We start from the raw sequence: 25,105 nt of genomic DNA, 5'->3' as shown, positions 1-25,105 counted from the left end.
TTCCTCCAAAATATATTCAATTTATGTAGCATTTAACGAGAAATGCCATATCTTTGTTTAGGTTTGTTGTGATAAATAATTGACTAACTCTGAAAATGCAACCTTGTGCTGCTCACCAGATTCCATATGCTTTACGGCAGCTGATTGCTCTTCAAGCTCTGTTTCACCAAGGACAATTGTATACTTGGCCCCCAGACGGTCGGCTGATTTCATTTGGGCTTTCATTTTACGATCTAAATAATCCATCTCTGTTGCAAGGCCCTTTGCACGGAAAGTACTAGTTAACTCTACCGCCTTTTGCTTTGCACCATCGCCCATGGCAATAATATAAACGTCTAATCCAGAAGCCGTATCTAATTCAACACCTTCTGCTTCAAGCGCTAATAACAAACGTTCAATACTTAAAGCGAAACCAATACCAGGAACATCTGGACCGCCTATTTCTTGCACTAGACCATTGTATCGTCCACCACCACAAAGTGTTGTAATAGCTCCGAAGCCAGATGCCGTTGACATAATTTCGAAGGTCGTATGGTTGTAATAATCCAGTCCTCTTACAAGGTTAGGATCAACCTCATACGTAATGCCAAGAGTATCTAAATATGATTTCACTTGAGCAAAATAAGCAGCCGATTCCTCTGTAAGGAACTCTGTTAATGCAGGAGCCGTTTTCATTAATGGGTGCTCACGATCCACCTTACAATCTAAAATACGCAATGGGTTCTTTTGTAAACGATTTTGGCAATCTGAGCAAAACTCATGAATATGTGGCTCAAAATGTTGTAATAAAGCTGTACGGTGCGTATCACGTGTTTCTTTATCACCTAGTGAATTGATCACTAATTTTAAATCCTTTAAGCCAGCTGATTCATAGACATCCATTGCAAGCGCAATGACTTCTGCATCAATTGCAGGATCTGCTGAACCAATTGCCTCTACACCAAATTGAACAAATTGGCGATAGCGACCAGCTTGTTGGCGCTCATAGCGGAACATTGGTCCTAAATATGACAGCTTTACAGGTTGATCTGGAGCGCCAAACATTTTATGTTCCACATACGCACGTACAACACCAGCTGTATTTTCAGGACGAAGTGTTAGTGAGCGACCTCCACGATCCTCAAATGTATACATTTCTTTTTGAACAACATCCGTTGTTTCCCCTACACCACGTGCAAATAAATCAGTCTGCTCGAAAATCGGTGTGCGAATTTCGTTGTAGCGATAAACGCGACAAATATCACGAATAATTGCTTCAACCTTCTGCCATTTTTCAGATTGACCTGGCAAAATATCTTGTGTCCCTCTTGGCACTTTAAAACTCATGTAATTCCCTCCTATATTGATTGCCTATGATTGAGCCATTTTCATCGAGACTAAGCGGGTTCTACTTATGCTGAGCGAGGCCCCTCCTCCAACGTAAGTGGCCGACATTCTCATATTAAGTAAACTGCCTCTTTAAAAGCATTTCATGTTTTTGACAACACAAAAAAGCTCTCGTCGCCTTGCGTATGCAAGGGACGAGAGCTATATAAGCTTCCGCGGTTCCACCCTAGTTGACACAAATTTTTATATGTGTCCTCCTCGTAATCGGATAACGGCCGATTCCGTTTTTTCCTACTAAGCACTGCTTTTCAGAAAAAAGCCTCTCAAGTGTTATTCACGTTATACATTTTTGTAGGAAAGATTGCAGCCTAAGTCTTTCCTTCTCTGTTCCAATAGAGGTACACGCTACTTGCTTGGTCATAAGCGATTAATCATTTTTCGATTACCCTTTATGTTAGTCACTAGCTAACCCAATGTCAACTATTTTTGTATTTTTCATAAGACAGTAACGAAAATAACAAATTCCATTACCTTTTTACCACGAATTTTTATACAAAAGCATGGTAAAATAGCACAAGGAATAGGAGGAATCTGATGAGGACAAAAATTTTACATAGTATTATCATCTTCGTACTAATAGTAACAATTGCGATTCCAAATAAGAACTTTATTCAAAATGCTTCCGCTGATACGAGTGATCTAAAAGTATCAGGTACGATTCTTCATTTACGAGAGGGTCCTGGATTGTCTTATCCAATTATTACGACTTTAGATGAAGGTGATCCTTTAACTTCGATCGCTCGTGAAGGTGATTGGATACAGGTAAAAGCAGGTAGCTATGAAGGCTGGGTAGCATCCTGGCTAACTACCTCTACAAGCACTCAAAAAACCATTGATAAAACTGTTATTTCACAGGTTGACCGTTTAAATATTCGCACTGATCCAGATATTTCTTCAGCTGTTCTTGGACAGCTTTCTACGGGCAATCAAGCAAACCTCCTTGAGGAAAATAATGAATGGGCAAAAATTGATTGGAATGGACTATCTGGTTGGGTTTCTAAGGATTATGTGACAATTAACGACAGTCCTAAAAAAGAAAAAGAGCCAAAAGAGGATTCTGTAGAAGTATCTACAACTACTACACCTGTTAATAAAGATACTACTTTTACGATATTGGTGGATGCATTGAATGTTCGTAAAAAACCTGATTTGAATGCCAAAAAAATTGGCACAGTGACAAAGGGAAAGGCTTACAAGGTCCTTGCACATGAGCACAATTGGGTACAAATTCAGTATAATGATAAAAAAGCTGGATGGGTTTATAGTTTTTACGGTACTTTTTCAAATAAAGTAAAGAGCACATCTAAATCGTCCTCTTCAAAAGATTTAGAATCCGTTACTATTATTTATAATGGGACAAACTTACGAACTGATGCGTCAACTGCTGCTGAAGTTGTGGAGCGAGTAAACGCTGGTAAAACCTATCCTATTGTCGGCGTAAAAAATGATTTTTACGAAATTCAACTAGACAAAGAAACAGCGTTTGTTGCGAATTGGGTTGTTACTACGAGCTCCAATAAAACTTCTATCCCACAAAAGGATCAACAAGAGCCTCGTAAAAAGGGAACATTAAATGGATTAACCATTGTTGTAGATGCTGGGCATGGAGGCAATGACCATGGAACAACAGGTCAACGTGGAACAGAAGAAAAAGGGATTACTTTGAAAACAGCTACTCTCCTTGCTTCTAAGCTAAGTGCAGCGGGTGCCAATGTTGTTATGACAAGAGAGTCTGACGAATATGTGGCATTGCGGAAGCGTGTCTCGATTGCCCACCAGTATGAGGCAGACGCTTTTATTAGTCTTCATTATGACGCTACCGATGATAGCTCTATTAACGGCTTCACATCCTATTATATGAATAGTAATCAAAAAGGGCTTGCGGAGGCAATACATGATGGACTTTCGAGTAAAATTGATTTGAGAGATCGTGGAACCCAACAAGGCAACTATTTAGTACTACGTGAGAATCGACAAAGAGCCGTGCTTATTGAGCTGGGTTACTTAAGTAATGCTAGTGAAGAGCGTGCCATCACCACGGCTAAATTCCGTGAACAGGCTACTCTTGGTATTTATCAAGGCATCTTAAATTACTTTAATGCGAATGAAGAATAATACAAAAAAGCTGTGGAATGATCATCATTTTCCACAGCTCTTTTCATGTTTTAAGAAATACCTAATGCTACTGCAGCTATTAATGCTACACATGCAATCAATGCCCAGCCAAGAATCATCTTCCAAATGAATTTAATCCACTTTTCATATGGAATACCTGCTACGGCTAAATACGCCATTAATGCAGATGAAGTAGGAATAATGGAGTTTGTTAATGAATCTCCGTACTGGAATGCTAAGACTGCTACTTGTCGTTCTAATCCTAATAAATCAGTAATCGGAATCATAATTGGCATGGTTGCTGCCGCCTGTCCACTACCAGATGAAATAAATAAATTTAAAAGGGCTTGAATAAACAGCATACCGATTGCACTAATAGCATGCGGTAAATGTCCGATTGTCTCTGATGCTGCATAAACAATTGTATCTATGATTTTCCCTTGCTCTAAAACGACTGTAATAGCACGTGCAAAACCTACGATGAGAGCACCGAATGTTACAGCCTTTGCCCCATCAATAAAGGAGTCGAAAATAGTGCCAGGTTTTAAACCGCCAATTAGACCTGCAAGTAAGCCCATAATTAAAAATGAAGCCGTTAATTGTGTTAAAAACCAATCCCAATTAAAAACACCATAAATATTAAATCCAATGCCACATGCCATTACAATAAATACTAGCTTATGTTTTCCTGTTAATGAAGGAATGTCAATCGCAGATACATTGGATTTAGCCTGTTGTTCAATTTCATAAATCACACTTGCCTGCGGGTTCTTTTTCACCTTAAAAGCATAGCGAGACACATAGAAGATAGCAAAACTTAATACAAAAATATAGACAACTGCACGGAAACCAATCCCTGAGAATAAAGGTACATCTGCTAATGATTGAGCAACGCCAACCGTAAAGGGATTAAGCATCCCCCCAAAAAATCCACTAGCTGCTCCTAGTGTAATCATGGCAGTTCCTGTTACCGCATCAAAGCCCATAGCACGAGCGATTGCTACGCCAATTGGTACGAAAATAATCGTTTCTTCCGCCATCCCCATTGTAAAACCACCAACAGAGAATAGAATCATAGATAGTGGAATTAAGAGCTTTTCTCTACCCTCTAATGCTTTCACACCTTTATAAACACCAGCTTCGATAGCACCTGTCGAACGAATAATACCAAATACACCACTAACTAAGAAAATATAGAAGATAATTTGAGCACCTTTTTCAAGGCCCATCGGTACTGCTGTAAACATTTCAAAAATGGAAACTGGATTACTGTCAATATGATGATAGCTTCCATCCACAACGAGCATACGTCCTTCTGGATCTTCTACTCGGTCAAACTCACCTGCTGGAATAATATAGCTTGCAATACCTGCTAGAAAAATAATAGCAAAAATAATCGTATATGTATGAGGTACTTTCAGCCAACTCTTCTTTTTTACACGCTGTTCATTTTCCAAAATATCACCAACCTATTGATAGATTTTGACACTAGCAAACTCTATCAAAGCCCCCTTCCTACTTTGTCGCTATATGTCGTTAATTGAAAATAAATATACATTAGTTCAAATTTATTGTAAAGTATTAATTTTCTATTATTTCAGATTTCCCATTTTGTCGTTGCCTTATAAAGCTTCCTAGGACGGCCCTGATGATAAGGGTGCTCCTCCCCTGCAAACGTAAAATAGTTCTGTTCAATTAAACGATTAATAATGCGCTCAGCAGATCTACGTGACAGATTCATATAGTCTGCTAATTCAGCAGCGGAAAAAGGACGATTATTGGTTACCAACATGAATTGCTTCATAACGTTAATATTTTTAGCACTCATTTTCACTTTTTCAGCAATCTCTAAAATATGTTTATTATTGCTACTTAAAGCTACTTTATTATTATTTTCAAATAATGGTCCATATAATCGATTCTGTTCATCCACCAAGCACATTACCGTAGAAGTCTCGCTATATTTGGTTGTAAAAAACAAAGCCTGTGATGAATGTGCCTCCGCCTCATGTAAAGAATAGCCATAGCCAACACCCACTCTGAAAATAGTACCAAATTGCTGTTCATACTGTTCTTTTAGGGAACGTAAATAAGAAGGTTCAAGCTTTTCAATTACCCCTCTTGTTGAAATAATTAAATAAGGCTCCTGCTGTGCTGGCATGACCTTTGCATGCAAACGATCGCTTAATGTTTCTAAAGTACTTAGAAATACTGGATGAAGGTGTGATAAATTTTCTTGGCAATGAATGGAGACAACGGCAATTTGCGAGGACGCCAATAATTGATGATGATACGCATCTAAGGCTCTAGTAACCGCCGCTGCAAACGTTTGTTTGCTTTCAACCATATACTTCGCAGGTATCCCTAATTGTTCAAGCTCTATAAAAACAGCATGAAGGCTAGTAAGAGCTACTTTAGTCTTTCCAGCTTCGTATAACTCCTTATGATAATGAACATAATCAGCCATATTTAAATTTGCTATTTTTTCAGGTTTTTCATGGACCCATGCATAATCTTTTACATACACATCTGTAGATGCAATTCCTGCCTCCTTCATCACTTGATAAAAGCTATTCATTTTAGGCAAATCTATCGATAATTCGCTCAATCCTACTCGTTCATGATGGTGTAGGGATAATAGCGAAAGGGCTAAAGTCAATTCATCAAAAGGGAGATATGTCGCTTGTATAGATAATGCCTTTATTTTTTCGTAGCAATAGTAATAGGGAATGGAGCCAGCAAATAATACAATATCCGATTGAGATGCAGCTTCTTCAATAAAATCCACACACTGTTCAGGATGCGTATATGGAAAATGAATAAATTGTACGTGAGGAAATACTGCGAAATGCTCCTTTATATTATTCCAAAAAAACAAAGAACCTAAAATCGCTATTGTTTGCATAATTTTCAACCTCTCTAATAAATCAAATATTCTAATAATTAAGTTCATTCATTATAACGTAAATATATAAAAAAAGAACCTTCCATCATCGAAGGTTCACACATACTCATTTTTTGGTTGTTTCCAATGTAACCCACACAATTTCCTCCAACTGTATGAAGAATGGTGTACGACTAATCTCTAAAATAATATGGTCAGGTAATATTGATAATAAAATACCTTGTTGAATATTTTTTTCTGTTTGCACTACAATAGCCTGACCAACCATCATTTTAAGAGTTTCGTATAAATATGGATTGGATATACTTCCTATCTGCGCCATGTTCTTGACACTCCCTCCTATAAAACTAACCATACTCTTTAGTATATGAAGGAATGATAGGAAATGTACCATTTATTTTGACTCTAGAAGTATTGTTACTGGCCCATCATTAATGAGTGCAACATCCATCATTGCACCAAAAATGCCTGTCTCCACATGTAAACCGTGTTCCCGTAATGCTTGATTAAAAGCTTCCCACAGCGGCTCTGCTACTTCTGGTCTTGCAGCACTTGTGAAACTTGGACGATTCCCTTTTTTTGCATACCCATATAACGTAAATTGCGAGACGGATAAAATAGCGCCACCTTGCTCCAAAATAGAATGATTCATTTTTCCATCAGCATCTTCCCAAAGGCGTAAATTGGCTACTTTTTTCGCTAAGTATTCGACATCTTCCTGCGTATCTTCATGTGTAATACCAACTAGAAGAACATAGCCACTATCGATGGCTCCTGTAACAGTTCCGTCAACTGTTACAGAAGCTGTTTTACTACGCTGTAATACTACCTTCATACGTCAATAACCCCAATTCTAACTATTGCTTAATTGATAACTCGTTGCACCGAATAAATATCAGGTGTTTGTTTAATTCGCTCCACAACCTTATGCAAATGCGAAATATTCGAAATAGAGATTGTTAAATGAATTGTGGCCATTTTATCACGATCAGCACGGCCACTTACCGCTAAAATATTTGTTTTAGTTTCACTAACAATTTGCATAATCTCATTTAAAATACCAGGTCGATCAAAAGCAGAAACCTCAATATCCACTGGGTATTCCTTTTTCTCAGGGATGACACCATGCTCCCACTCGACTTCAATTAAACGCTCCTGCTCATCCTCAATTTGAATATTAGGACAGTCTGCACGATGCACGGATACACCACGACCCTTTGTAATAAAGCCAACAATGTCATCTCCTGGAACAGGCGTACAGCAGCGCGAAAGTCGAATGAGCATATTATCAATGCCCTTCACAATGACACCTGATTCCGTACGTTTTTGTGGGATCGGATTTTTCATTTTTTGTTCGATTTTTTCTAAGGCTTCTTCCTGTTCACGCTCTTTTCGGCGTTTTTCAGCTAAACGATTCACAACTTGTTGTGCCGTTATTCCGCTCACACCAACAGCTGCATATAAGTCCTCTTCATTCGTATAATTAAACTTATCGCATACTCGTTTTAGATTTTCAGCTGACATTGTTTCCTTTAAATCGAAATCCTGTGCACGGATTTCTTTTTCAATCATCTCTTTACCTTTGACAATATTTTCCTCACGTAAATGACGTTTGAAAAATTGCTTTATTTTATTTTTTGCCTGTGAGGATTGTGCTATTTTCAGCCAATCTCGGCTTGGTCCAAAGGATTGCTTAGATGTTAAAATTTCAATGATGTCGCCCGTTTTCAGCGGTGTATCAAGCGGCACCATTTTGCCATTAATTTTCGCCCCTATTGTACGATTTCCGACCTCAGAATGGACACGATAGGCGAAATCAATCGGGACTGAACCAGCAGGTAATTCAATGACGTCACCTTCAGGGGTAAAGACGTACACCATATCTGAAAACAGATCAAATTTTAAGGATTCCATAAACTCTTCCGCGTTGGAAGACTCATTTTGGAATTCTAATATTTCACGGAACCATGTTAATTTTTGGTCGACATTTTGCTTTTGATGGTCAACCTTCCTACCCTCTTTATACGCCCAGTGTGCCGCAATCCCGTACTCAGCAATCTTATGCATTTCCTTTGTACGAATCTGTACCTCTAATGGATCTCCATACGGACCAATAACAGTTGTGTGTAAGGATTGATATAGATTTTGTTTTGGCATAGCAATATAATCTTTAAAACGTCCTGGCATTGGCTTCCACAACGTATGCACAATCCCTAATACGGCATAGCAATCTTTAATACTATCGACCAATACACGAATGGCTAACAAATCATAAATTTCATTAAACTGTTTCTTTTGTAGCACCATTTTTCGATAAATACTGTAAATATGCTTTGGACGTCCATATACATCTGCATCAATTTCAACTTCATTCAGCTGTGATTTCATTTCAGCCATGACATTGTCTAGATATGCCTCACGCTCATCTCGCTTTTTCTTCATCAAACTGACAATACGATAATATTGCTGTGGGTTTAAATAGCGAAGTGCTGTATCTTCAAGCTCCCATTTGACAGTCGATATTCCAAGACGATGTGCAAGCGGTGCAAAAATTTCTAAAGTTTCTTTCGAAATACGTCTCTGCTTTTCGGCAGGCAAATGCTTTAGCGTACGCATATTGTGAAGACGGTCTGCTAGCTTTATTAAAATGACACGGATGTCCTGCGCCATGGCTACAAACATTTTTCGATGATTTTCTGCTTGCTGCGCCTCTTTTGATAAATACTTAATTTTCCCTAATTTTGTAACTCCGTCCACAAGTACTGCTACTTCTTCGCCAAATTCCCGTACCAAATCATCCCGCGTAAAATCTGTATCTTCGACAACATCATGTAAAAAACCTGCCGCTACAGTTTCTGGGTCCATTTGTAATTCAGCTAGAATACCCGCTACTTGTACTGGGTGAATAATATACGGTTCACCAGAGCTACGGAATTGCTCAATATGGGCATCCCTTGCTAATTCATATGCTTTTTTCACGAATGCGACATTTTCATCATTCATGTAGGATTTGACTAACTCAAAAACGTCCTCAGGAGTCAAAATTTGCTCTTTCGCCATAACATGTCCACCTTGCTCGTCAAATTTTTCAGATTAGATATAAACTTAATTGTATAAAATTTTGTAGCCTATTGTAAAGAGACTGTGTCATTTAGTTTAGTTAATCTCGTGAACAGCATTAAAAATGGAAAAAATATTCTTCTTTTTAATAAAAAAGACCCTCTGCGACGTTATGTCACAAAGAGTCTTTGTTTCGACAAGAGAATTAGTGTAATTGATTGAAAGCTACAGCAATTTTCGCGCCCACTACTGCATTGTTTTTCACTAATGCAATGTTGGCATCAAGGCTTTTACCTTCTGTTAATTCTTTTACTTTACCTAGTAAGAATGGTGTCACGTTTTTACCTTGAATACCATTTTCTTCAGCTTCAGCTAAAGCTTTTTCAATTATATTCGTAATAAACGCATGCTCTAAAGCTTCAGCTTCAGGGATTGGGTTAGCAATAACAGCTCCACCTTTTAAACCTAATGCCCACTTCGCACTTAGCATTTCTGCAATTTCTTGTGGTGTATCAAGCTGGAAGTTTACATCGAATCCACTTTGACGTGTGTAGAATGCTGGTAATTCATCCGTACCATAACCAACTACAGGTACACCTTTTGTTTCAAGATATTCTAATGTAAGGCCGATATCTAAAATAGATTTTGCACCAGCACAAATGACAGCAACATTTGTTTGTGCTAATTCTTCTAAGTCAGCAGAGACATCCATTGTCGTTTCAGCACCACGGTGAACGCCACCAATACCACCTGTTACAAAGATTTCAATACCTGCTAGCTCTGCACAGATCATTGTAGCTGCAACTGTTGTCGCTCCAAGTTTTTTTGTAGCAAGTAAGTAGCCTAGGTCACGGCGTGAAGCTTTAGCAACACCTTGTGCATTACCGAACATTTCAAGCTCTTCATCTGATAAACCAATTTTAATTTTCCCATCAATTAATGCAATTGTTGCAGGTACCGCACCATTATCGCGAATAATTTGCTCAACCTCGCGAGCAGTTTGTACGTTTTGTGGGTATGGCATCCCGTGTGAAATAATCGTTGATTCTAAAGCCACGATTGGTAAGCCCTTTGCTTGTCCTGATTTTACTTCTTCTGATAATACGATGAATTCTTTCATGTTGTTATTCCTCCATTTCACTTTTTAACAAATCTACAGATAATTCAGGTCTCACTGTATAAGGAGATGCTAAGGTATTTTTTGCATTGGTTAACCCTGCATCAAGACATGTCGCAAAGGATTGTCCTGTCAGCCAGCCGTGAATAACAGCACTAACAAAGGCATCTCCAGCACCTGTCACATCTTCAATCTTATCAATTACTTTGGCAGCAAAATGACTAGGCGCAATAGTTGTTGAAGCCGCATATACGCCCTTACTGCCAGCAGTGATAATTACATGCTCAGCACCTAATTGTAGGAGCTGTTGTAATGCTTTTTCATAATGACTCACGTTTTCAATTGTATGTCCTACAATTGTTTCTGCTTCATCCGTGTTACAAATAAACCATGTTACGCCTTGTAATGTTTCAGGTAGTCGATTCATTTTAGGCGAGGATACTGGCACAATGACCAGTGGAATTTCACGAGCAATAGCTACTTGCTGGATATAAGCCACTGTTTCTTTCGGACAGTTTAAGTCCAAAATAAAGCAGCCAGCGTTCACAAGCATCGTCTCATGCTTTTTTAACAAATTAGGCAATAATAAGTCATATACTTCCATATTGGCTACAGCTAGTGCTAGCTCGCCCTGCTCATCCATAATGGCTGTATAAGAACCAGTTGAAGCTTCAGGTAACTGCTCCACATATCGTAGATTCATAAACGATTCTGAAGCATCTTGGATCACTTGCCAATCCGCATCTTTACCAGCTGTTGTGAGCAATGTCACTTGATGGTTTAATCGGCCTAAGTTTTCAGCAATGTTTCGACCGACACCACCTACACTAAAGGAAGAACTAGCAGGGTTAGATGTTCCAAATTGAACATTGCCCTTCACGTGGAATTTTCGGTCTAAGTTAGCTCCACCGATACAAATAATTTCATTTGCCTCGGGTAAAATATAAGCACGACCTACTATTTTTCCTTCCTTCGTTAAACTAGACACTAAATTAGCAAGTACGGGACGAGATAAATTCATGGCATCCGCCATCTCTTGCTGAGACATAAACGGATTTTGGCGAATTAAAGCAAGCACCGCCTGTTCTCTTTCATTCATAGCATCACCTTTTATTATATTTGTTTACATTATAAACTTTTGTTTGAGTTTTGTCAAAAAAAAGTTGAACCTTTCATACAGAGGTTCAACTTTTCATGTTTAGTTCGTTTGTGCTTCTGGAGAAGCTTGTTTTTTGACGATGATAACGAATAGGCTCGCCAATGCACAAAAAGCCCCTGCAAGAAAAAAAGCCCATGTATAGGAATTGAAAAATTTATAAATCAACCCACCACCATATGCAGCGACTGCCGCTCCCGCTTGATGAGAGGCAAAAATCCATCCGTAAATAATACTACTCTTTTGTACGCCAAAAGTTTGTCGGGCAATACTAATCGTAGGTGGCACTGTTGCAATCCAATCAAGGCCATAAAAGATAGTAAAAATAGTTAATAAAACAAAGGAGCCCTGTGCCAAAGCATATGGGAGTAACAGGAGGGAAGCTCCTCTTAACAGATAATACCAAAATAATAACCAACGATTATCAAAGCGATCTGATAGCCAACCAGATGCAGTAGTACCTAGTAAATTAAATACACCCATAAAAGAAAGGAGCGATGCAGCGGTTACTAATGGAATACCAAAGCTAATGCAATAAGAGACAAAATGAGTACCGATTAAACCACTCGTTGAAAGACCGCAAATGAAAAAGCTCCCTGCTAACAGCCAAAAAGTTTTGACTTTAACCGCTTCTAATAAGCCATTGAAGGCCATACTAATTGGATTTTTCTTGAGCTGCACATGGGGATTTTCAAATATCTCATCCTGTCCATAAGGCGTTAAGCCCAAATCCTGCGGTTTGTTTTTGATAAAAATAGCAATTATGATTAACATCACTATACTCAAAAGTAGAATAAAGCCGATTGCCCATCTCCATGAATAGTGGTCAATGATAATAGCAAGCACTGGCAATAAAATAAGCTGACCCGTGGCTGTACTAGCCGTTAAAATCCCTACTGCCAGCCCTCTTCTTTTGACGAACCAATGATTGGCTACATAAGGACTGAGCACCGTTAAAAAGAGGCTTGCGCCGAGACCAATGATTCCACCCCAAATAATGATTAATTGCCATGATTGATTCATGAAAAATGTTAAAGACATTCCTAACACTAATGTAGACATAGCACTTATCATCATCTTTTTTAAACCTATCACTTCAAGCAAAGCTGCCATAAATGGTCCAGAGATGCCATATAAAAATAAGCTGACGGCAAATGCTAGCGCAATCGTCGATCGATCCCATTGAAACTCCCTTTCTAAAGGATCAATAAACACACCAGATGATGACATTGTAATTCCAGCAACAATAATGGAGAAAAACGTGACCACTAAAATAAACCAACTGTAATGAATCCGCTTCATTATTCCACCTACTTTTCTTGTCAAAGTCACTCTAAAAGCATGTATATACATGTTTTAGAGTATATTCGTTCATTTATATGTATATACATGTATAATGATAGTAACCATTCCATTAGATAGCTGTCAATAAGTATTTTTTAGCGCTTAGGTGTATACTTAAAATTAGTAGAATCCCTCAAAGGAGTACTGACCATGAAAAATCAACAGAATACTATCGATTACACACAAATATGTGTTTGTGCAAACCTTCGAAAAAAAACAAGGGTCGTGACGCAGTTATATGATAAATTACTTCAGCCTACCGGTTTAAAAGTGACTCAATATTCTATGCTGGCACATATCGACCTCCAACAAGCTGTTTCCATTAGTCGTTTAGGTGAAATTTTATTGCTTGACCAAACGACCGTGACACGTAATATCAATCTATTAAAGCAATATGGCTACGTCGAGTTAAAGCGTGATCCCCATGACGCTCGCACTAAAAATATAATGCTCACTGAAAAAGGGTTAGAGAAGCTGCATGAGGCTGCACCCATTTGGAAAACGATTCAAGATAAAATCGTTGATGATATTGGTGTCGAAAAATATGCTGATTTCTATGATACTTTGCGAACAATGCAAAAGATCATTCAGTCCTACGATGAACAATAAAAAAGCGCCCATGTGATGGCGCTTTTTTTCAATGCTCTTAATATTGAATAAGAGTTTTAATATTTAAGTCGCCCAGCTTGTCACGACCATTTAATTCTAAAAGTTCAATTAAGAAGGCACAACCCACTACTTGACCACCTAATTGTTCCACTAGACGAACAGTGGCTTCTACCGTACCGCCTGTTGCTAGTAAATCATCACAGATTAGTACCTTTTGACCAGGCTTAATCGCATCATTATGCATAGTTAATGTATCTTTGCCATATTCAAGACCATAGTCTGCACTAATAACCTCGCGTGGTAATTTACCCGGTTTGCGAACAGGTGCAAAGCCGATTTCAAGGGCATAGGCAACTGGGCACCCAATAATAAAACCACGTGCTTCAGGACCCACTACAATTTCTGCACCTAGTTCTTTTGCATATTCTACAATTTGATCTGTTGCATATTTGTATGCCGGTCCATGATCCATAATTGTAGTTATATCTCTGAATGTAATACCCTCTTTCGGCCAGTTTTCAACCGTTGTAACGTATTGCTTTAAATCCATTTTATTGCTCCTCCTACGAAACGTATTCGTCTAGTCATGTATTCGTTCATCAAACCATTGTTTTAATTCTATATAAGGAGCATAGACAAGCATTTGCTCCATTTCAATCTGTTCTGAACGTTGTTTGTACGACGGTGCCTCGGTCAATGCTTGTTTTGGAGCATCCACGTTGACAGTCGTCAGTCCACTCTCCATTTTAACAAAATCAAGCTCAAAAAACACCTGTGTCATAAATTTTAATGTTTCTAATGGCCATCCAGTATGCTTAGCTATGTCCGCTACATGCATATCAAGTGGAAATGCTGGTCGATTTTTCAAGAATTTATAATACCATGCAAATTGCTCTCGGGTAGGTAAAACATTAAAGTATTGTGAATCTGGCATATAAAAATGCGCATAGATGCGTGAAGGGGCTGTTTTCTGTAAAACCTCTTCTAGCTTTTGAATGTTTTCAGGCAAATCTAAAAGAACAATATATTCACTTTGTCCGATGTTTGAAAGAGTTGGATCAACGACTATTATAGGAACATCAATTAACGATTGATAATAGGTCATTGTTGTTGGACGAAAGGCTATAAATGTCGCCTCTTCCTTTGGCACTGTATTGAGCCAGCGAGCCGTTTGACGAATACCACGAATATCAAAAAGCTGCCATTCAGTGGTTTGAACATCTTCAATCATAAATTGAGCTTTTTTACGACCCTGCCACTCGTTAATTTGCAAATCACCAATAAAGGACACTTTTATGCCATACGTTAATTCATCATGTAAATGGCCCTTATGGAAACCAACACTATCTAATTTGTCATAGCCATTCGTTAATTCCATTTTTATATGGTTCTCAGCTGCTCCAATTTTTCGCATCGAAGATATTTCAACGTCCTCAAGCACATAAACTGGCTTCGGAAAATCTGTACCATACGGGCCAAGTGTTGATATTTCTTCAATAGCATCTGCAGAAATTTCATCTAGGCTTAGAGGGATATCAATGTGTACCACAGGTGTTAACTGCTCTTCTGTTAAACATGCTCTTGCCTGTGTATCCAAGCGTGACCGTAGTTCATCCACATGCTCAATTGATAAAGTCATCCCCGCTGCCATCGGATGGCCTCCAAAATGAGGTAAAATATCACGATTTTTGGCCAATTCATTATATAAATGGAAGCCTTCAATACTGCGTGCAGAGCCTTTTGCTGTGCCTTTATCAGGGTCAAGTGAAAGGACAATCGTCGGACGATAATATTGTTCAACAAGACGTGAAGCAACGATTCCTACAACCCCTGCATTCCAGCCTTCTCCTGCTACAACAAGGACTAAAGAATCGCTAATTTTCTTCTCTGCTTCAATTAGGGCAATGGCTTCATCCGTTATACTTTTGACAATATCCTTACGCTCGGTATTGCAGGCATTTAGCTGTTTGGCCAATGCTGTTGCCTTTGCGCTATCCTCTGCCATTAATAATTCGACACCTGGCGATGCATCACCGAGACGCCCCACTGCATTAAAGCGTGGACCAAAATAAAAGCCAATCGTTTCCTCATTAATTTTTGCTTGCTCCGTACTCGCAATATCACACATGGCTTGTACCCATGGACTAAGAGAACGACGCATTTCCTCTATCCCTCGTTTAACGAGATAACGATTTTCATCCACTAATGGCACCAAATCAGCCACCGTGCCAATCGCAACATATTCTAATAAATGAGTTGGTAGTTCTCCGTATAGAGCATGTGCAAGCTTAAAAGCTACACCTACACCAGCAAGCTCTCCAAAAGGATAATGCCCTTCAGGTATACGTGGATGTAAAATGATATCTGCTGGTGGTAATTCCTCCCCTGGTTCATGGTGATCGGTCACAATGACATCCAGCCCAAGCTCCTTCGCTACACGAATAGGTTCAATCCCCGAAATCCCATTATCCACAGTGATAATTAACTGCACACCCTCCTCATATGCTTCCCTGAAAAGAGCCTCATGTGGCCCATAACCATGAATAAAACGATTCGGTATTTTAAACGATACATCAGCACCAAGATTTAATAGAACATTTAGCATGACCGTCGTACTTGTCACACCATCGGCATCATAATCGCCGTAGACTAAAATTTTCTCTCCATTATCAAGAGCTTGCTCAATTCGTGCCACCGCTTCCGTCATACCGTGCATGAGAAAAGGATCATGGACATTCGCTTCTGTCATATTTAATAAGCTTTCTGCATCAGCTGTTGTTTCACAGCCTCGCGCTGCTAAAATTTTTGCTGCAATCGCAGAAAGTTGTAAGTCATTTTGTAATGCTTGTACAAGATTTACGTCTGGGCGCTCCACTTGCCATCTTTTTTTCGATAGAATCATCTTCTCACTTCCTTACGAAAGCTATTATACCGAAATTCTACACGATACGCACTATCCGTAAGATTGATAGTTTTATCCAAGTAAGGCTATGTCTCTGTTTCAGCATGCTATCCATCACTTTGCTCCTGCTATCCGTCACTTCCCCCTTGCTATCCGTCACTTTGCTCCTTCTATCCGTCACTTTCCCCTTGCTATCCATCACTTTGACCCTTCTATCCATCACTCCCCCCCACGCTATCCACTACACAGCAAAAAAGCCCACTCTAGTAAAGAGTAGACTTTTCATAAATGCCTTTTGAAGCGGCTATTAATGCTTCTATTGCTTCCATCCTGCCTTCATGTAAGGCTGTCACAACGGCACTTCCAACGATGACCCCATCTCCCAACATTCCCATACTTTTCACTTGCTCTGGCGTTGAAATGCCAAATCCCGCTAGTACTGGGATTGGACTTGCCTGACGCAAGCTTGCAAAATGTTGTTCTAAATTAGTAGCAAAATTGGATCGTTCCCCTGTAATTCCATTTACAGTGACTGCGTAAACAAATCCTTGGCTTGCAGCAGCAATACGAGTAATGCGTTCAGGAGGACTTGTTAATGATACAAGCTGGATGACATCAATGCTATGTGGATTTAAGGCCTCTCGTAAAATCCCACTTTCCTCTAATGGCACATCGGGTACGATTATTCCTTTGACTCCTCCAGCTACACAAGCTTGAGCAAAAGCCTCCAAGCCATATGCTAATACGGGATTAAAATAAGTCATGATGACTAATGGGACAGTTATTTCCTCTTTAAATGAAGCGAGAGCTTGTAATACTTTCCTCAACGTTACACCCGCTACTAATGCTCGTTCTCCAGCCCGTTCAATTGTTGGACCATCTGCAACAGGGTCTGTAAAGGGAATGCCTACTTCAATAGCTGTTACACCCAGCTGCTGTAGCTTTAAGATCGTTGGCTTGACTGTTTCTAATCCCCCATCGCCTGCCATCATATACGGTATAAAAGCCTTATGTCCTGCAAGCTTTGTCTGGTCAATCGCCTGTTGTAAAGTCGTCATTTCAGATCCCCCCCTAGTGACGCACGAACCGTGTGTACATCTTTATCCCCTCGGCCAGATAAGCACACCACAATAATGCTGTCATTCGGCATAGTTTTAGCAAGCTTTGCTGTATAAGCAATAGCGTGGGAACTTTCCAGTGCGGGAAGTATGCCCTCTGTTCGACTTAATAATTGTAAGCCTTCTAATGCTTCAGCATCTGTGATAGAGTCAAATTGCGCTCGACCCATCTCATGTAAATAACAATGTTCCGGCCCTTTTCCTGGATAGTCTAATCCTGCTGAAATAGAGTGTGCTTCTTGAACAAAGCCATTTTCATCTTGTAATAAATACATGTAAGCACCATGTAATACACCCAATTGTCCACCTGCAATGGCTGCAGCATGCCGCCCCGTTTCAAGACCACTTCCTGCTGCCTCTACACCATATAAGGCAACTGATTCATCGTCAACGAATGGATGAAACATGCCAATTGCATTACTACCTCCACCAATACAAGCTACAACTGCATCTGGTAAACGACCTTCCTTTTGCAAAATTTGTGTCCTTGTTTCTACCCCGATAATACGCTGAAAGTCCCGGACAATTTTTGGAAATGGGTGTGGGCCTAACGCAGAGCCTAAAATATAATGCGTATCCTCCACATTTGTTACCCAGTAGCGCAAAGCAGCATTTACAGCATCCTTTAAAGTTTTTGACCCGCTTTCCACCGACTGAACCTTCGTTCCAAGTAGCTCCATACGAAAAACATTTAACTGCTGACGTTTGATGTCTTCAGCGCCCATAAAAACTACACATTCAAGATTTAATAAGGCACAAGCGGTAGCCGTTGCTACTCCATGTTGCCCAGCGCCTGTCTCCGCAACAATTTTCTTTTTCCCCATTCGTTTGGCAAGGAGGGCCTGGCCGATCGCGTTATTAATTTTATGAGCACCTGTATGATTTAAATCTTCACGCTTTAAATAGATTTTCGCTCCACCAAGCTTCTTTGTTAAATTTTCTGCGAAATAAAGCGGGGTTTCACGTCCCACATAGTCCTTTAAATAATAGGATAGCTCCTCTGTAAACGCTGCATCTTTTATTGCTTCCTCATAAGCAGTCTCTAATTCTAGCAAGGCTGTCATTAATGTTTCAGGTACAAACCGCCCACCAAATTGGCCGAACCGCCCATCCTTTGTTGGTACACTATTGGCTATCGAAACTGTCATTATCTATGCCCCCTCTTTGCCATTTGTAAAAATGTCCGTATTTTTTTATGATCCTTTATGCCATTTGTTTCTACACCACTGGATACATCCACCATGTGAGGGTCTACATCTGTAATGGCTCCTTCAATATTCTCCGCCTTCAATCCACCAGCAAGTATTAATCTTTCTCGTGGAATTCCCACTTCATCAAGTAAAGTCCAGTCAAAAGTTCGACCACTTCCACCCTTAAAATCAGTCCCAGGGGCATCGAATAAATAATAGTCCACCTGATAATTAGCAGCGGCTTGCACATCCTCTTTTGTCCGTATAGATAATGCTTTTATAGCCGGATAACCTTGTTCAGCAATGAATGCTGCTGTTTCCTCTCCATGGTATTGCACGTAATCTAAAGGCACTCGCTCAACTGCTTCCTGTAATTCAGCAGGAGTTGGATTGACAAAGACACCAATTTTCAAAATACCTTGTGGCACTTGCTTTGCTAACAGCTGTGCTTGTTCAATGGATACACGACGTTTACTTGGTGCAAAAACAAAGCCCACAGCATCTGCACCAGCATGAATTGCTGTTTGGATATGTTCTAATTCTTGTAATCCACAAATTTTAACTTTTGTCATACTGACGTCTCCTCGGTTTGAACTTGTAAACGTCTGAGTGCTAGCCCTACATCTCCGCTCCGCATTAATGCTTCTCCAACAAGAACGCCACTAGCGCCCATAGCCGCCACTTGTTTCGCATCGTCCTGCGACCAAATACCACTTTCACTAATTAATAGATGTTCCTCATCAAACGGAAAGGCTTCTGCAATCTCCTTTGTTCGCTGTAAATTGACTTCAAAAGTGCGTAAATCTCGATTATTAACGCCAATCAATTTCGCATCGACTGCAAGGGCACGTTCGAGCTCCTCACTATCATGCACTTCCACTAAAACCTCTAAGCCTAAGCTCGTTGCGTAGCTATATAAATCACGTAAAGCTTCATCCGTTAATGCTGCCACGATCAATAAAATTATTGATGCGCCTGCTGCCTTCGCAAATCGAATTTGCACTCGATCCACCATAAAATCTTTACAAAGAAGTGGCGTATCCACAGTACGAGCAACTGCAGCTAAATCTTCAAAGGAACCTTTAAAAAATTCCTTGTCCGTTAATACAGAAATAGCTGCTGCTCCTGCCTGAGCATAAACTTTTGCTTGGGCAACTGGGTCTGCCCCACCAGCAATTAACCCTTTGGAAGGTGAAGCACGTTTCATTTCAGCAATCACTTGCAATGTGTTTGCTTGCCGTAATGATTGGAATAACGAAGGGCGTTGCTGTTCTGAAAAATTCGCTAAAGGATCAGGCTGCTCTAATAATGCTCCTACCTCTATCCTCTTTTGCTGAAGTATTTTTTGAAGAATATTCATTGTCCAACCTTCACTCCTTTTAATTGCTCACTATAAGCTACAACCCTTGCTAATTTTTGTAGGGCTCGCCCACTGCTAATACTGTCTTTCGCCATAGCCACACCCTCTTTAATCGTTTCTGCCTGACCATAACCGAATAATCCAATTCCGGCATTTAACAATACCGTATTTAAGTAGGCACTCTGCTCCCCAGCCAATAATTTTTTCATTATTACCGCATTTTCATCAGCATTGCCACCACGAATGGCCTCTAATGGTGCCGAGCGAAGACCGACATCCTCTGCGGTCAATGAGAATGGAATCAAATCTCCTTTATCTAGTAAAACCAATGTATTTTGCCCTGCTAAGGAAGCTTCGTCTAGCCCTTGAGGACCTGATACTACAATGGCACGCTCCCGTCCTAGCATTTGTAGAACAGAAGCATACTCCATGACAAAATGGGGACGATTAATGCCTGTAAATTGTGTTGAAAGGGTTACAGGATTTGTTAAAGGGCCAACTAGATTAAAGATGGTTGGTCGACCTAGTGCACGTCGCACCTCTCCAATCCTTCTTAGTTTAGGATGGATATTCGGTGCATATAAAAAAGCAATGCCTTCTTTCTCCAATAAATCTACCGTTTGTGGAATTGTCATATCTGTATGAATGCCTAATGCCTCTAAAACGTCCGAGCTGCCAGAGGAAGACGAAATTTTACGATTTCCATGCTTGGCGATTTTAACACCAGCTCCCGCTAGCACGAATGCAGAGGCAGTACTGATATTAAATGTATGAAGACCATCACCACCAGTACCGCAATTATCCATGTAATCCCCTTCTTTTACCGGAACATCACGGGCAAATGACCGCATAGTTGTTGCTAATGCCGCTACTTCATGAGCCGTCTCCCCCTTTATAGATAGGGCTGTTAAAAAGCTTGCGATTTCATCTTTAGGGGTGTCATCCTGAAATATCCATTGCGCCACCTCCAGCATTTCTTCATACATTAAATGCTCTCCTTGCAACACTTTCCGCTGTAAATGCTTCATTCGTTTTGCCCTCCATTATTCGCCAATAACTGTAAATATACTCGTTCTTCCTCTTCCACCTGCTGTAAAACTCTTAATACGTCCGTATATTTTGTAACCGCAATGGTCGATTGCAAATGCATCATTGTCTGTTTCACCACAATGGATTGCCCAGCTAAAGCAAAATCCAACTGCCCATTAAAACCAATGAAGCCGAGAGCTCCGCCAAAAATACCCGCATTATGATGCCATTTTTCCAAATAATAGGTTTCCTGTTCCTTAGGTATCCCTGTAGTTGAATATGGTGGTAGCATTGCTGCTAATACATCAAGGGCATGAAGCATTGGCAACAGACGTCCCTCTATTCTAGAAGTCATGTGTAAAGCTTGCTTCGATCTCTCAATACGCATAGCATCAATCACCTGAAGGGAATCCCGAAAACAAACTGACTGTAGCTCTTGCTGCACTGCGCTCACAAGGAGGGCATGTGATTTTCTAATCTCTAGATGATTACATAGTTTTCGTTCATTTTCTAAGTCGTCGCTTTTCGTTCCTCCTCGTGGGTATGTTCCCTCTGTCGGGGTTGCAATTACTCGTTCTCCTGTCACTCGTATTAGACTTTCAGGAGATGTTCCTAAAACTACATAATCTTCAAATTCTACATAATACATATAGGCAGCTGGCTTTTTTTTACGGAGCTGTCTATATAACGAAAAAGCGTCTCCTTGAAACTTTGCCATATAGCGCTTCGGTAATATGACTCTTGTCATTTCCCCTTGTAAATTACGTTGAATGTTTTGTAGAGCATTTGTAAATTGATCCTGTGTAGAAGTATCAAGCGTTTGATAGGTGTAAGTTGCTTCTTCACTTGCATGCCCCTGTAACAACTGTTGGGCTAAATCCTCCAAGTCAGGCTCTTGTTTTTCCACATCTATATTTGTATGAATCAGTGTCACTTCATCCGTTACATGGTCAAACATAATGATTGTTTCATAGACATGAAAATGAACATCTGGGAGATCCTTTTCATCGGTTGGCAGCATCGATGTTCCTCCATGACCTATATAACCAACGGCACCACCAGAGAACGGAAATTCAGTCGTATGGGAAATGCGTGGCATGAGTCTTTTCAGTAGAGCAAAGAGCTCACCTTTATGGACATAGGTTTTTCCTGTTTGATAGGAATACTCCTGAATTTCTTGCCCGACACCTTTATATGTTTTTCTTGGATTCGCACCGATAAAGGAAAACCTTCCCGCACCCTCATGCTGGGCTGAACTTTCCAGCAAAAATTTATGCTTACCTTGTAAACGTCTAAAAATTAAAATCGGTGTTAAAGAATCGCCATTGATGGTTTTCATTTTTGTTCTTGAACTCATTGTTTGCATAGCTTTCAATCTCCTTCTCCAAAGATTTCCTTTAGCTAATGTCTAGTCGAATGAAGAAAAATTGCACTGTTGAATGAAAATAAAAAAATCCCCTGCAAAAAGGATTATTCCTAATTGCAGAGGACGATCATGACCGCGTTGCCACCTCATATTAGAGCATATTGCTCTCACTTTAATGCCTGCTCCTGCTACGTCCATAGCTAATCGGTTAGATAGCTATAGCCATATATCGTTCAAGCATTCCCTATAACGTGGGGATTCACGTTCGCTTTTTTAAAGGCGACTCTCATAAGTCCATTCACATAAGCTACAAATCAGTTCTCACCAGCCACTGACTCTCTATATTGCACACCTATGCTACTACTCTTATTCAACAATTTCTCAGCTATTCTCATCTAAACTCAGCTCATCTGTTCTTAGGCTGACCACGCTCCCGTAGCCTTCTACCTTGACCGAACAAAAAGTTAGCCTTAATTCTATGACAAACAAATACAATTGTCAATCAATTTTGAAGAATCAAGTGGTTGACATGGATTTCAGAAGCTTTTTATATAGGTATATAACCCTTTTGAAATTCCTTAAAAAGGAAATACTACTCCTGCTATTGAAAATTTTCTGAGTATTGACCTTGTAAAAATATCAAGTTATAGTAATTTCAGAACATTTATTTTTTCTATATAACAAAAGAAGGTAGGAACGTCTATGTCCGTTCGTAAAAAACTAAATCTGGGCTTCATTTCATTAACATGTTTACTCTTCATTTCAAGCATTGTGAGCTTTCTTCAATTTAAAGCTACGCAAAATGATCTAGAAGAAGTGCTGCAACATCGTATAGTTCAAATGCAATTAACAGTGAAAATTCAGCAAGAACTCGCATCGCAAGGTTTATTTTTACGTTCCTATATTTTAAATCAAAAGGATGAGACAGCTAAAGCTAATTTAGAGCGCTATGAAAAGCTTTTACCAGAATCGGTGAATGAACTTTCTACGCTTGTTCGTTCTGATTACACAAAAAATATCATGCAGCAAATCACAGCACTACAAAAAGATTTACTTACTCATTCCGAAGAGGCGGTCCAAGCCTTCAATAATGGAAATGTAGATTTAGCACTCTCTTACATAAATAATGATGTGACAAAAGATAATAAGGAAATCTTCCAATTGACGAAGGAAATGTTAGAGTATCATAATGAACAGCTTCAAAAGGTTGATGCTGAAGTGAATCAAACGGTTGCACGAGCAATTATTATTTCCATCACGCTACTATTGGCTAGTGTCGTTATTGGTGTATACTTTATGTTTTTTGTTAAAAGGTCGATTGTTCAGCCATTGCGTCAGGCTATTGGAGCGGCTGATACATTAGCACAAGGAGATTTAACGATTGATGAGCTGACTCACCAATCAAAAGATGAAATTGGTACACTAGCCGTGGCTGTCAATACGTTAAAGCACAGTCTAACAGGCTTAATGTCAAACATCCAAGATAGTGCCTCCCACCTATCAGCTGTCTCTGAAGAGCTATCTGCTAGCACGGAGGAAGTGACGGCGACTTCTGAGGATATTGCCCAACGAATTCAAGAAAACTCAACACATATCGTTTCATCCGCTAGTGCTTCACAGCAAAGTGCTGTAGCAATGGATGAAACAGCAGCCGGTGTCCAACGCATTGCAGAAGCGACACAAAGCCTTCATTCCAATGCAGAAAGTATGACTGAGCTCGCACAAACAGGAGGAACAACTATTTCCATAGCGAAAGAACAAATGTCTATCATTTCTGTGGCTACCTCTGAAATTGCTACATTAACCGAAAAGTTAAGTAAACAATCAGAAGAAATTGGACAAATTACAACCGTTATCACAGCCATTTCAGAGCAAACAAATTTACTGGCATTAAATGCGGCAATTGAAGCGGCAAGAGCTGGGGAACACGGTAAGGGCTTTGCAGTAGTAGCTGATGAAGTACGTAAACTTGCTGAGGAATCTAATCAGTCTGCCAATCAAATAGTTGCCATTACAAAAGAAATTCTGACAGATACACGCAATGTTGCAGTTGCCGTCGATCATGGACTAGCGTCTGTAAAAGATGGCGTAAATAAAATTCACGAGGCAGGGGATGCTTTCTACTCCATCACATCAGCCGTGACTGCATTTACTGAGCAAATTGAAGAAATATCTGCTACATCTGAGGAAATTTCCGCCAGTGCTGAACAGGTTGCAGCCTCTGTCACGGAAATAGCTAGTGTATCAAATCAATCAGCCAGCAATTCACAAATAATTGGTGAGTCTGTTGATGAACAAGTCGCAACAATGCAGCAAGTGAACGCGGTCGCTGAGGAGTTAAGTCAACATGCCCAGCAGCTACAAACATTACTTCAACAATTTAAAATATAAGAAAGAAAATCTGCTGCTTTTTAGAAAGCCAGCAGATTTTTTTGCATCATAAAAGCA

21 protein-coding genes and 2 other annotated features are annotated in these 25,105 nt (G+C 39.8%); of the genes, 3 read left to right on the top strand and 18 right to left on the bottom strand.

Features of this window, described 5'->3' with window-relative positions; translation table 11 throughout:
* Nucleotides 1-57: 57 nt before the first annotated feature.
* Nucleotides 58-1,326, bottom strand: coding sequence for a histidine--tRNA ligase (gene hisS, locus AC1Q6O_RS10570; protein ID WP_090002908.1), 1,269 nt, complete (start codon nucleotides 1,324-1,326; stop codon nucleotides 58-60).
* Nucleotides 1,327-1,513: 187 nt separating this feature from the next.
* Nucleotides 1,514-1,756 (bottom strand) — a binding site (T-box leader).
* Nucleotides 1,757-1,920: 164 nt separating this feature from the next.
* On the opposite strand from hisS, the gene AC1Q6O_RS10565 reads away from it, so the two are divergent.
* Nucleotides 1,921-3,501, top strand: a complete 1,581-nt coding sequence (locus AC1Q6O_RS10565; RefSeq protein WP_492401148.1) for an N-acetylmuramoyl-L-alanine amidase family protein — start codon at nucleotides 1,921-1,923, stop codon at nucleotides 3,499-3,501.
* Nucleotides 3,502-3,551: 50 nt separating this feature from the next.
* Here the strand turns inward: AC1Q6O_RS10565 and AC1Q6O_RS10560 are convergent, their stop codons facing one another.
* The 8 genes from AC1Q6O_RS10560 to AC1Q6O_RS10525 all read right to left on the bottom strand — a co-directional run bounded on the left by AC1Q6O_RS10560 (nucleotide 3,552) and on the right by AC1Q6O_RS10525 (nucleotide 13,041).
* Nucleotides 3,552-4,958 carry a YfcC family protein gene (locus AC1Q6O_RS10560; RefSeq protein ID WP_008181082.1) on the bottom strand — a complete coding sequence of 469 codons (1,407 nt, stop codon included), beginning with the start codon at nucleotides 4,956-4,958 and terminating at the stop codon, nucleotides 3,552-3,554.
* Nucleotides 4,959-5,098: 140 nt separating this feature from the next.
* Nucleotides 5,099-6,454, bottom strand: coding sequence for a MarR family transcriptional regulator (locus AC1Q6O_RS10555; protein WP_008181084.1), 1,356 nt, complete (start codon nucleotides 6,452-6,454; stop codon nucleotides 5,099-5,101).
* A 58-nt stretch (nucleotides 6,455-6,512) separates the two neighbouring features.
* A complete protein-coding gene (locus AC1Q6O_RS10550) occupies nucleotides 6,513-6,728 on the bottom strand; it encodes a DUF2642 domain-containing protein (RefSeq protein WP_036119154.1) in 216 nt (71 codons plus the stop codon).
* Nucleotides 6,729-6,800: 72 nt separating this feature from the next.
* Entirely contained in the window at nucleotides 6,801-7,241 is a 441-nt protein-coding gene (gene dtd / locus AC1Q6O_RS10545) for a D-aminoacyl-tRNA deacylase (protein WP_492401145.1), read from the bottom strand.
* A 29-nt stretch (nucleotides 7,242-7,270) separates the two neighbouring features.
* Entirely contained in the window at nucleotides 7,271-9,466 is a 2,196-nt protein-coding gene (locus AC1Q6O_RS10540; RefSeq protein WP_008181090.1) for a RelA/SpoT family protein, read from the bottom strand.
* Between the two features lie 205 nt (nucleotides 9,467-9,671).
* Nucleotides 9,672-10,586, bottom strand: a complete 915-nt coding sequence (locus AC1Q6O_RS10535) for a pseudouridine-5'-phosphate glycosidase (protein WP_008181091.1) — start codon at nucleotides 10,584-10,586, stop codon at nucleotides 9,672-9,674.
* Nucleotides 10,587-10,590: 4 nt separating this feature from the next.
* A complete protein-coding gene (locus tag AC1Q6O_RS10530) occupies nucleotides 10,591-11,682 on the bottom strand; it encodes a carbohydrate kinase (protein WP_008181093.1) in 1,092 nt (363 codons plus the stop codon).
* 99 nt (nucleotides 11,683-11,781) lie between these two features.
* Entirely contained in the window at nucleotides 11,782-13,041 is a 1,260-nt protein-coding gene (locus AC1Q6O_RS10525) for an MFS transporter (RefSeq protein WP_171365504.1), read from the bottom strand.
* Nucleotides 13,042-13,233: 192 nt separating this feature from the next.
* Here AC1Q6O_RS10525 and AC1Q6O_RS10520 point away from each other — a divergent pair, with 192 nt between their 5' ends.
* A complete protein-coding gene (locus AC1Q6O_RS10520) occupies nucleotides 13,234-13,692 on the top strand; it encodes a MarR family winged helix-turn-helix transcriptional regulator (protein ID WP_008181096.1) in 459 nt (152 codons plus the stop codon).
* Nucleotides 13,693-13,729: 37 nt separating this feature from the next.
* On the opposite strand, the gene AC1Q6O_RS10515 is transcribed toward AC1Q6O_RS10520, so the two are convergent.
* The 9 genes from AC1Q6O_RS10515 to AC1Q6O_RS10475 are packed head-to-tail and all read right to left on the bottom strand — an operon-like array spanning nucleotide 13,730 to nucleotide 22,648.
* Nucleotides 13,730-14,242 carry an adenine phosphoribosyltransferase gene (locus AC1Q6O_RS10515; protein ID WP_008181098.1) on the bottom strand — a complete coding sequence of 171 codons (513 nt, stop codon included), beginning with the start codon at nucleotides 14,240-14,242 and terminating at the stop codon, nucleotides 13,730-13,732.
* A gap of 30 nt (nucleotides 14,243-14,272) precedes the next feature.
* A complete protein-coding gene (recJ, locus tag AC1Q6O_RS10510; RefSeq protein ID WP_008181100.1) occupies nucleotides 14,273-16,594 on the bottom strand; it encodes a single-stranded-DNA-specific exonuclease RecJ in 2,322 nt (773 codons plus the stop codon).
* A 37-nt stretch (nucleotides 16,595-16,631) separates the two neighbouring features.
* Nucleotides 16,632-16,814 carry a hypothetical protein gene (locus AC1Q6O_RS10505; protein ID WP_492401141.1) on the bottom strand — a complete coding sequence of 61 codons (183 nt, stop codon included), beginning with the start codon at nucleotides 16,812-16,814 and terminating at the stop codon, nucleotides 16,632-16,634.
* A 43-nt stretch (nucleotides 16,815-16,857) separates the two neighbouring features.
* On the bottom strand, nucleotides 16,858-17,652 hold the full coding sequence (trpA, locus tag AC1Q6O_RS10500; RefSeq protein WP_096365177.1) for a tryptophan synthase subunit alpha: 795 nt from the start codon (nucleotides 17,650-17,652) through the stop codon (nucleotides 16,858-16,860).
* Nucleotides 17,649-18,860 carry a tryptophan synthase subunit beta gene (trpB, locus tag AC1Q6O_RS10495; RefSeq protein ID WP_492401139.1) on the bottom strand — a complete coding sequence of 404 codons (1,212 nt, stop codon included), beginning with the start codon at nucleotides 18,858-18,860 and terminating at the stop codon, nucleotides 17,649-17,651. Before trpB ends, trpA begins: the two co-directional genes overlap by 4 nt.
* Nucleotides 18,860-19,474, bottom strand: a complete 615-nt coding sequence (locus AC1Q6O_RS10490; RefSeq protein WP_008181108.1) for a phosphoribosylanthranilate isomerase — start codon at nucleotides 19,472-19,474, stop codon at nucleotides 18,860-18,862. The genes trpB and AC1Q6O_RS10490 overlap by 1 nt, the downstream gene beginning before the upstream one ends.
* Nucleotides 19,471-20,262, bottom strand: a complete 792-nt coding sequence (gene trpC / locus AC1Q6O_RS10485) for an indole-3-glycerol phosphate synthase TrpC (protein WP_008181109.1) — start codon at nucleotides 20,260-20,262, stop codon at nucleotides 19,471-19,473. The genes AC1Q6O_RS10490 and trpC overlap by 4 nt, the downstream gene beginning before the upstream one ends.
* The gene (gene trpD / locus AC1Q6O_RS10480; RefSeq protein WP_090002903.1) at nucleotides 20,259-21,290 is read right to left on the bottom strand and encodes an anthranilate phosphoribosyltransferase; all 1,032 of its coding nucleotides are present in this window, start codon (nucleotides 21,288-21,290) and stop codon (nucleotides 20,259-20,261) included. Before trpD ends, trpC begins: the two co-directional genes overlap by 4 nt.
* Nucleotides 21,287-22,648, bottom strand: a complete 1,362-nt coding sequence (locus AC1Q6O_RS10475; protein WP_492401136.1) for a chorismate-binding protein — start codon at nucleotides 22,646-22,648, stop codon at nucleotides 21,287-21,289. The genes trpD and AC1Q6O_RS10475 overlap by 4 nt, the downstream gene beginning before the upstream one ends.
* 125 nt (nucleotides 22,649-22,773) lie before the next feature.
* Nucleotides 22,774-23,040, bottom strand: a binding site (T-box leader).
* Between the two features lie 319 nt (nucleotides 23,041-23,359).
* On the opposite strand from AC1Q6O_RS10475, the gene AC1Q6O_RS10470 reads away from it, so the two are divergent.
* Nucleotides 23,360-25,048 carry a methyl-accepting chemotaxis protein gene (locus AC1Q6O_RS10470; protein WP_492401134.1) on the top strand — a complete coding sequence of 563 codons (1,689 nt, stop codon included), beginning with the start codon at nucleotides 23,360-23,362 and terminating at the stop codon, nucleotides 25,046-25,048.
* Nucleotides 25,049-25,105: the final 57 nt, after the last annotated feature.

The organism is Lysinibacillus sp. GW823-FHT06C08 (genome assembly GCF_058795135.1).
The sequence above is the reverse complement of the archived record's forward strand: the minus strand, read 5'-3'. Positions and strand labels throughout refer to the sequence as shown.

What these genes read in the sequence shown, in the direction of transcription:
- hisS (WP_090002908.1), bottom strand. Translation starts at nt 1,326, where the DNA reads ATGAGTTTTAAAGTGCCAAGAGGGACACAAGATATTTTGCCAGGTCAA.
- AC1Q6O_RS10565 (WP_492401148.1), top strand. Translation starts at nt 1,921, where the DNA reads ATGAGGACAAAAATTTTACATAGTATTATCATCTTCGTACTAATAGTA.
- AC1Q6O_RS10555 (WP_008181084.1), bottom strand. Translation starts at nt 6,454, where the DNA reads ATGAACTTAATTATTAGAATATTTGATTTATTAGAGAGGTTGAAAATT.
- AC1Q6O_RS10550 (WP_036119154.1), bottom strand. Translation starts at nt 6,728, where the DNA reads ATGGCGCAGATAGGAAGTATATCCAATCCATATTTATACGAAACTCTT.
- dtd (WP_492401145.1), bottom strand. Translation starts at nt 7,241, where the DNA reads ATGAAGGTAGTATTACAGCGTAGTAAAACAGCTTCTGTAACAGTTGAC.
- AC1Q6O_RS10540 (WP_008181090.1), bottom strand. Translation starts at nt 9,466, where the DNA reads ATGGCGAAAGAGCAAATTTTGACTCCTGAGGACGTTTTTGAGTTAGTC.
- AC1Q6O_RS10535 (WP_008181091.1), bottom strand. Translation starts at nt 10,586, where the DNA reads ATGAAAGAATTCATCGTATTATCAGAAGAAGTAAAATCAGGACAAGCA.
- AC1Q6O_RS10530 (WP_008181093.1), bottom strand. Translation starts at nt 11,682, where the DNA reads ATGAATGAAAGAGAACAGGCGGTGCTTGCTTTAATTCGCCAAAATCCG.
- AC1Q6O_RS10525 (WP_171365504.1), bottom strand. Translation starts at nt 13,041, where the DNA reads ATGAAGCGGATTCATTACAGTTGGTTTATTTTAGTGGTCACGTTTTTC.
- AC1Q6O_RS10520 (WP_008181096.1), top strand. Translation starts at nt 13,234, where the DNA reads ATGAAAAATCAACAGAATACTATCGATTACACACAAATATGTGTTTGT.
- AC1Q6O_RS10515 (WP_008181098.1), bottom strand. Translation starts at nt 14,242, where the DNA reads ATGGATTTAAAGCAATACGTTACAACGGTTGAAAACTGGCCGAAAGAG.
- recJ (WP_008181100.1), bottom strand. Translation starts at nt 16,594, where the DNA reads ATGATTCTATCGAAAAAAAGATGGCAAGTGGAGCGCCCAGACGTAAAT.
- AC1Q6O_RS10505 (WP_492401141.1), bottom strand. Translation starts at nt 16,814, where the DNA reads ATGGATAGAAGGGTCAAAGTGATGGATAGCAAGGGGAAAGTGACGGAT.
- trpA (WP_096365177.1), bottom strand. Translation starts at nt 17,652, where the DNA reads ATGACGACTTTACAACAGGCGATTGACCAGACAAAGCTTGCAGGACAT.
- trpB (WP_492401139.1), bottom strand. Translation starts at nt 18,860, where the DNA reads ATGACAGTTTCGATAGCCAATAGTGTACCAACAAAGGATGGGCGGTTC.
- AC1Q6O_RS10490 (WP_008181108.1), bottom strand. Translation starts at nt 19,474, where the DNA reads ATGACAAAAGTTAAAATTTGTGGATTACAAGAATTAGAACATATCCAA.
- trpC (WP_008181109.1), bottom strand. Translation starts at nt 20,262, where the DNA reads ATGAATATTCTTCAAAAAATACTTCAGCAAAAGAGGATAGAGGTAGGA.
- trpD (WP_090002903.1), bottom strand. Translation starts at nt 21,290, where the DNA reads ATGAAGCATTTACAGCGGAAAGTGTTGCAAGGAGAGCATTTAATGTAT.
- AC1Q6O_RS10475 (WP_492401136.1), bottom strand. Translation starts at nt 22,648, where the DNA reads ATGAGTTCAAGAACAAAAATGAAAACCATCAATGGCGATTCTTTAACA.
- AC1Q6O_RS10470 (WP_492401134.1), top strand. Translation starts at nt 23,360, where the DNA reads ATGTCCGTTCGTAAAAAACTAAATCTGGGCTTCATTTCATTAACATGT.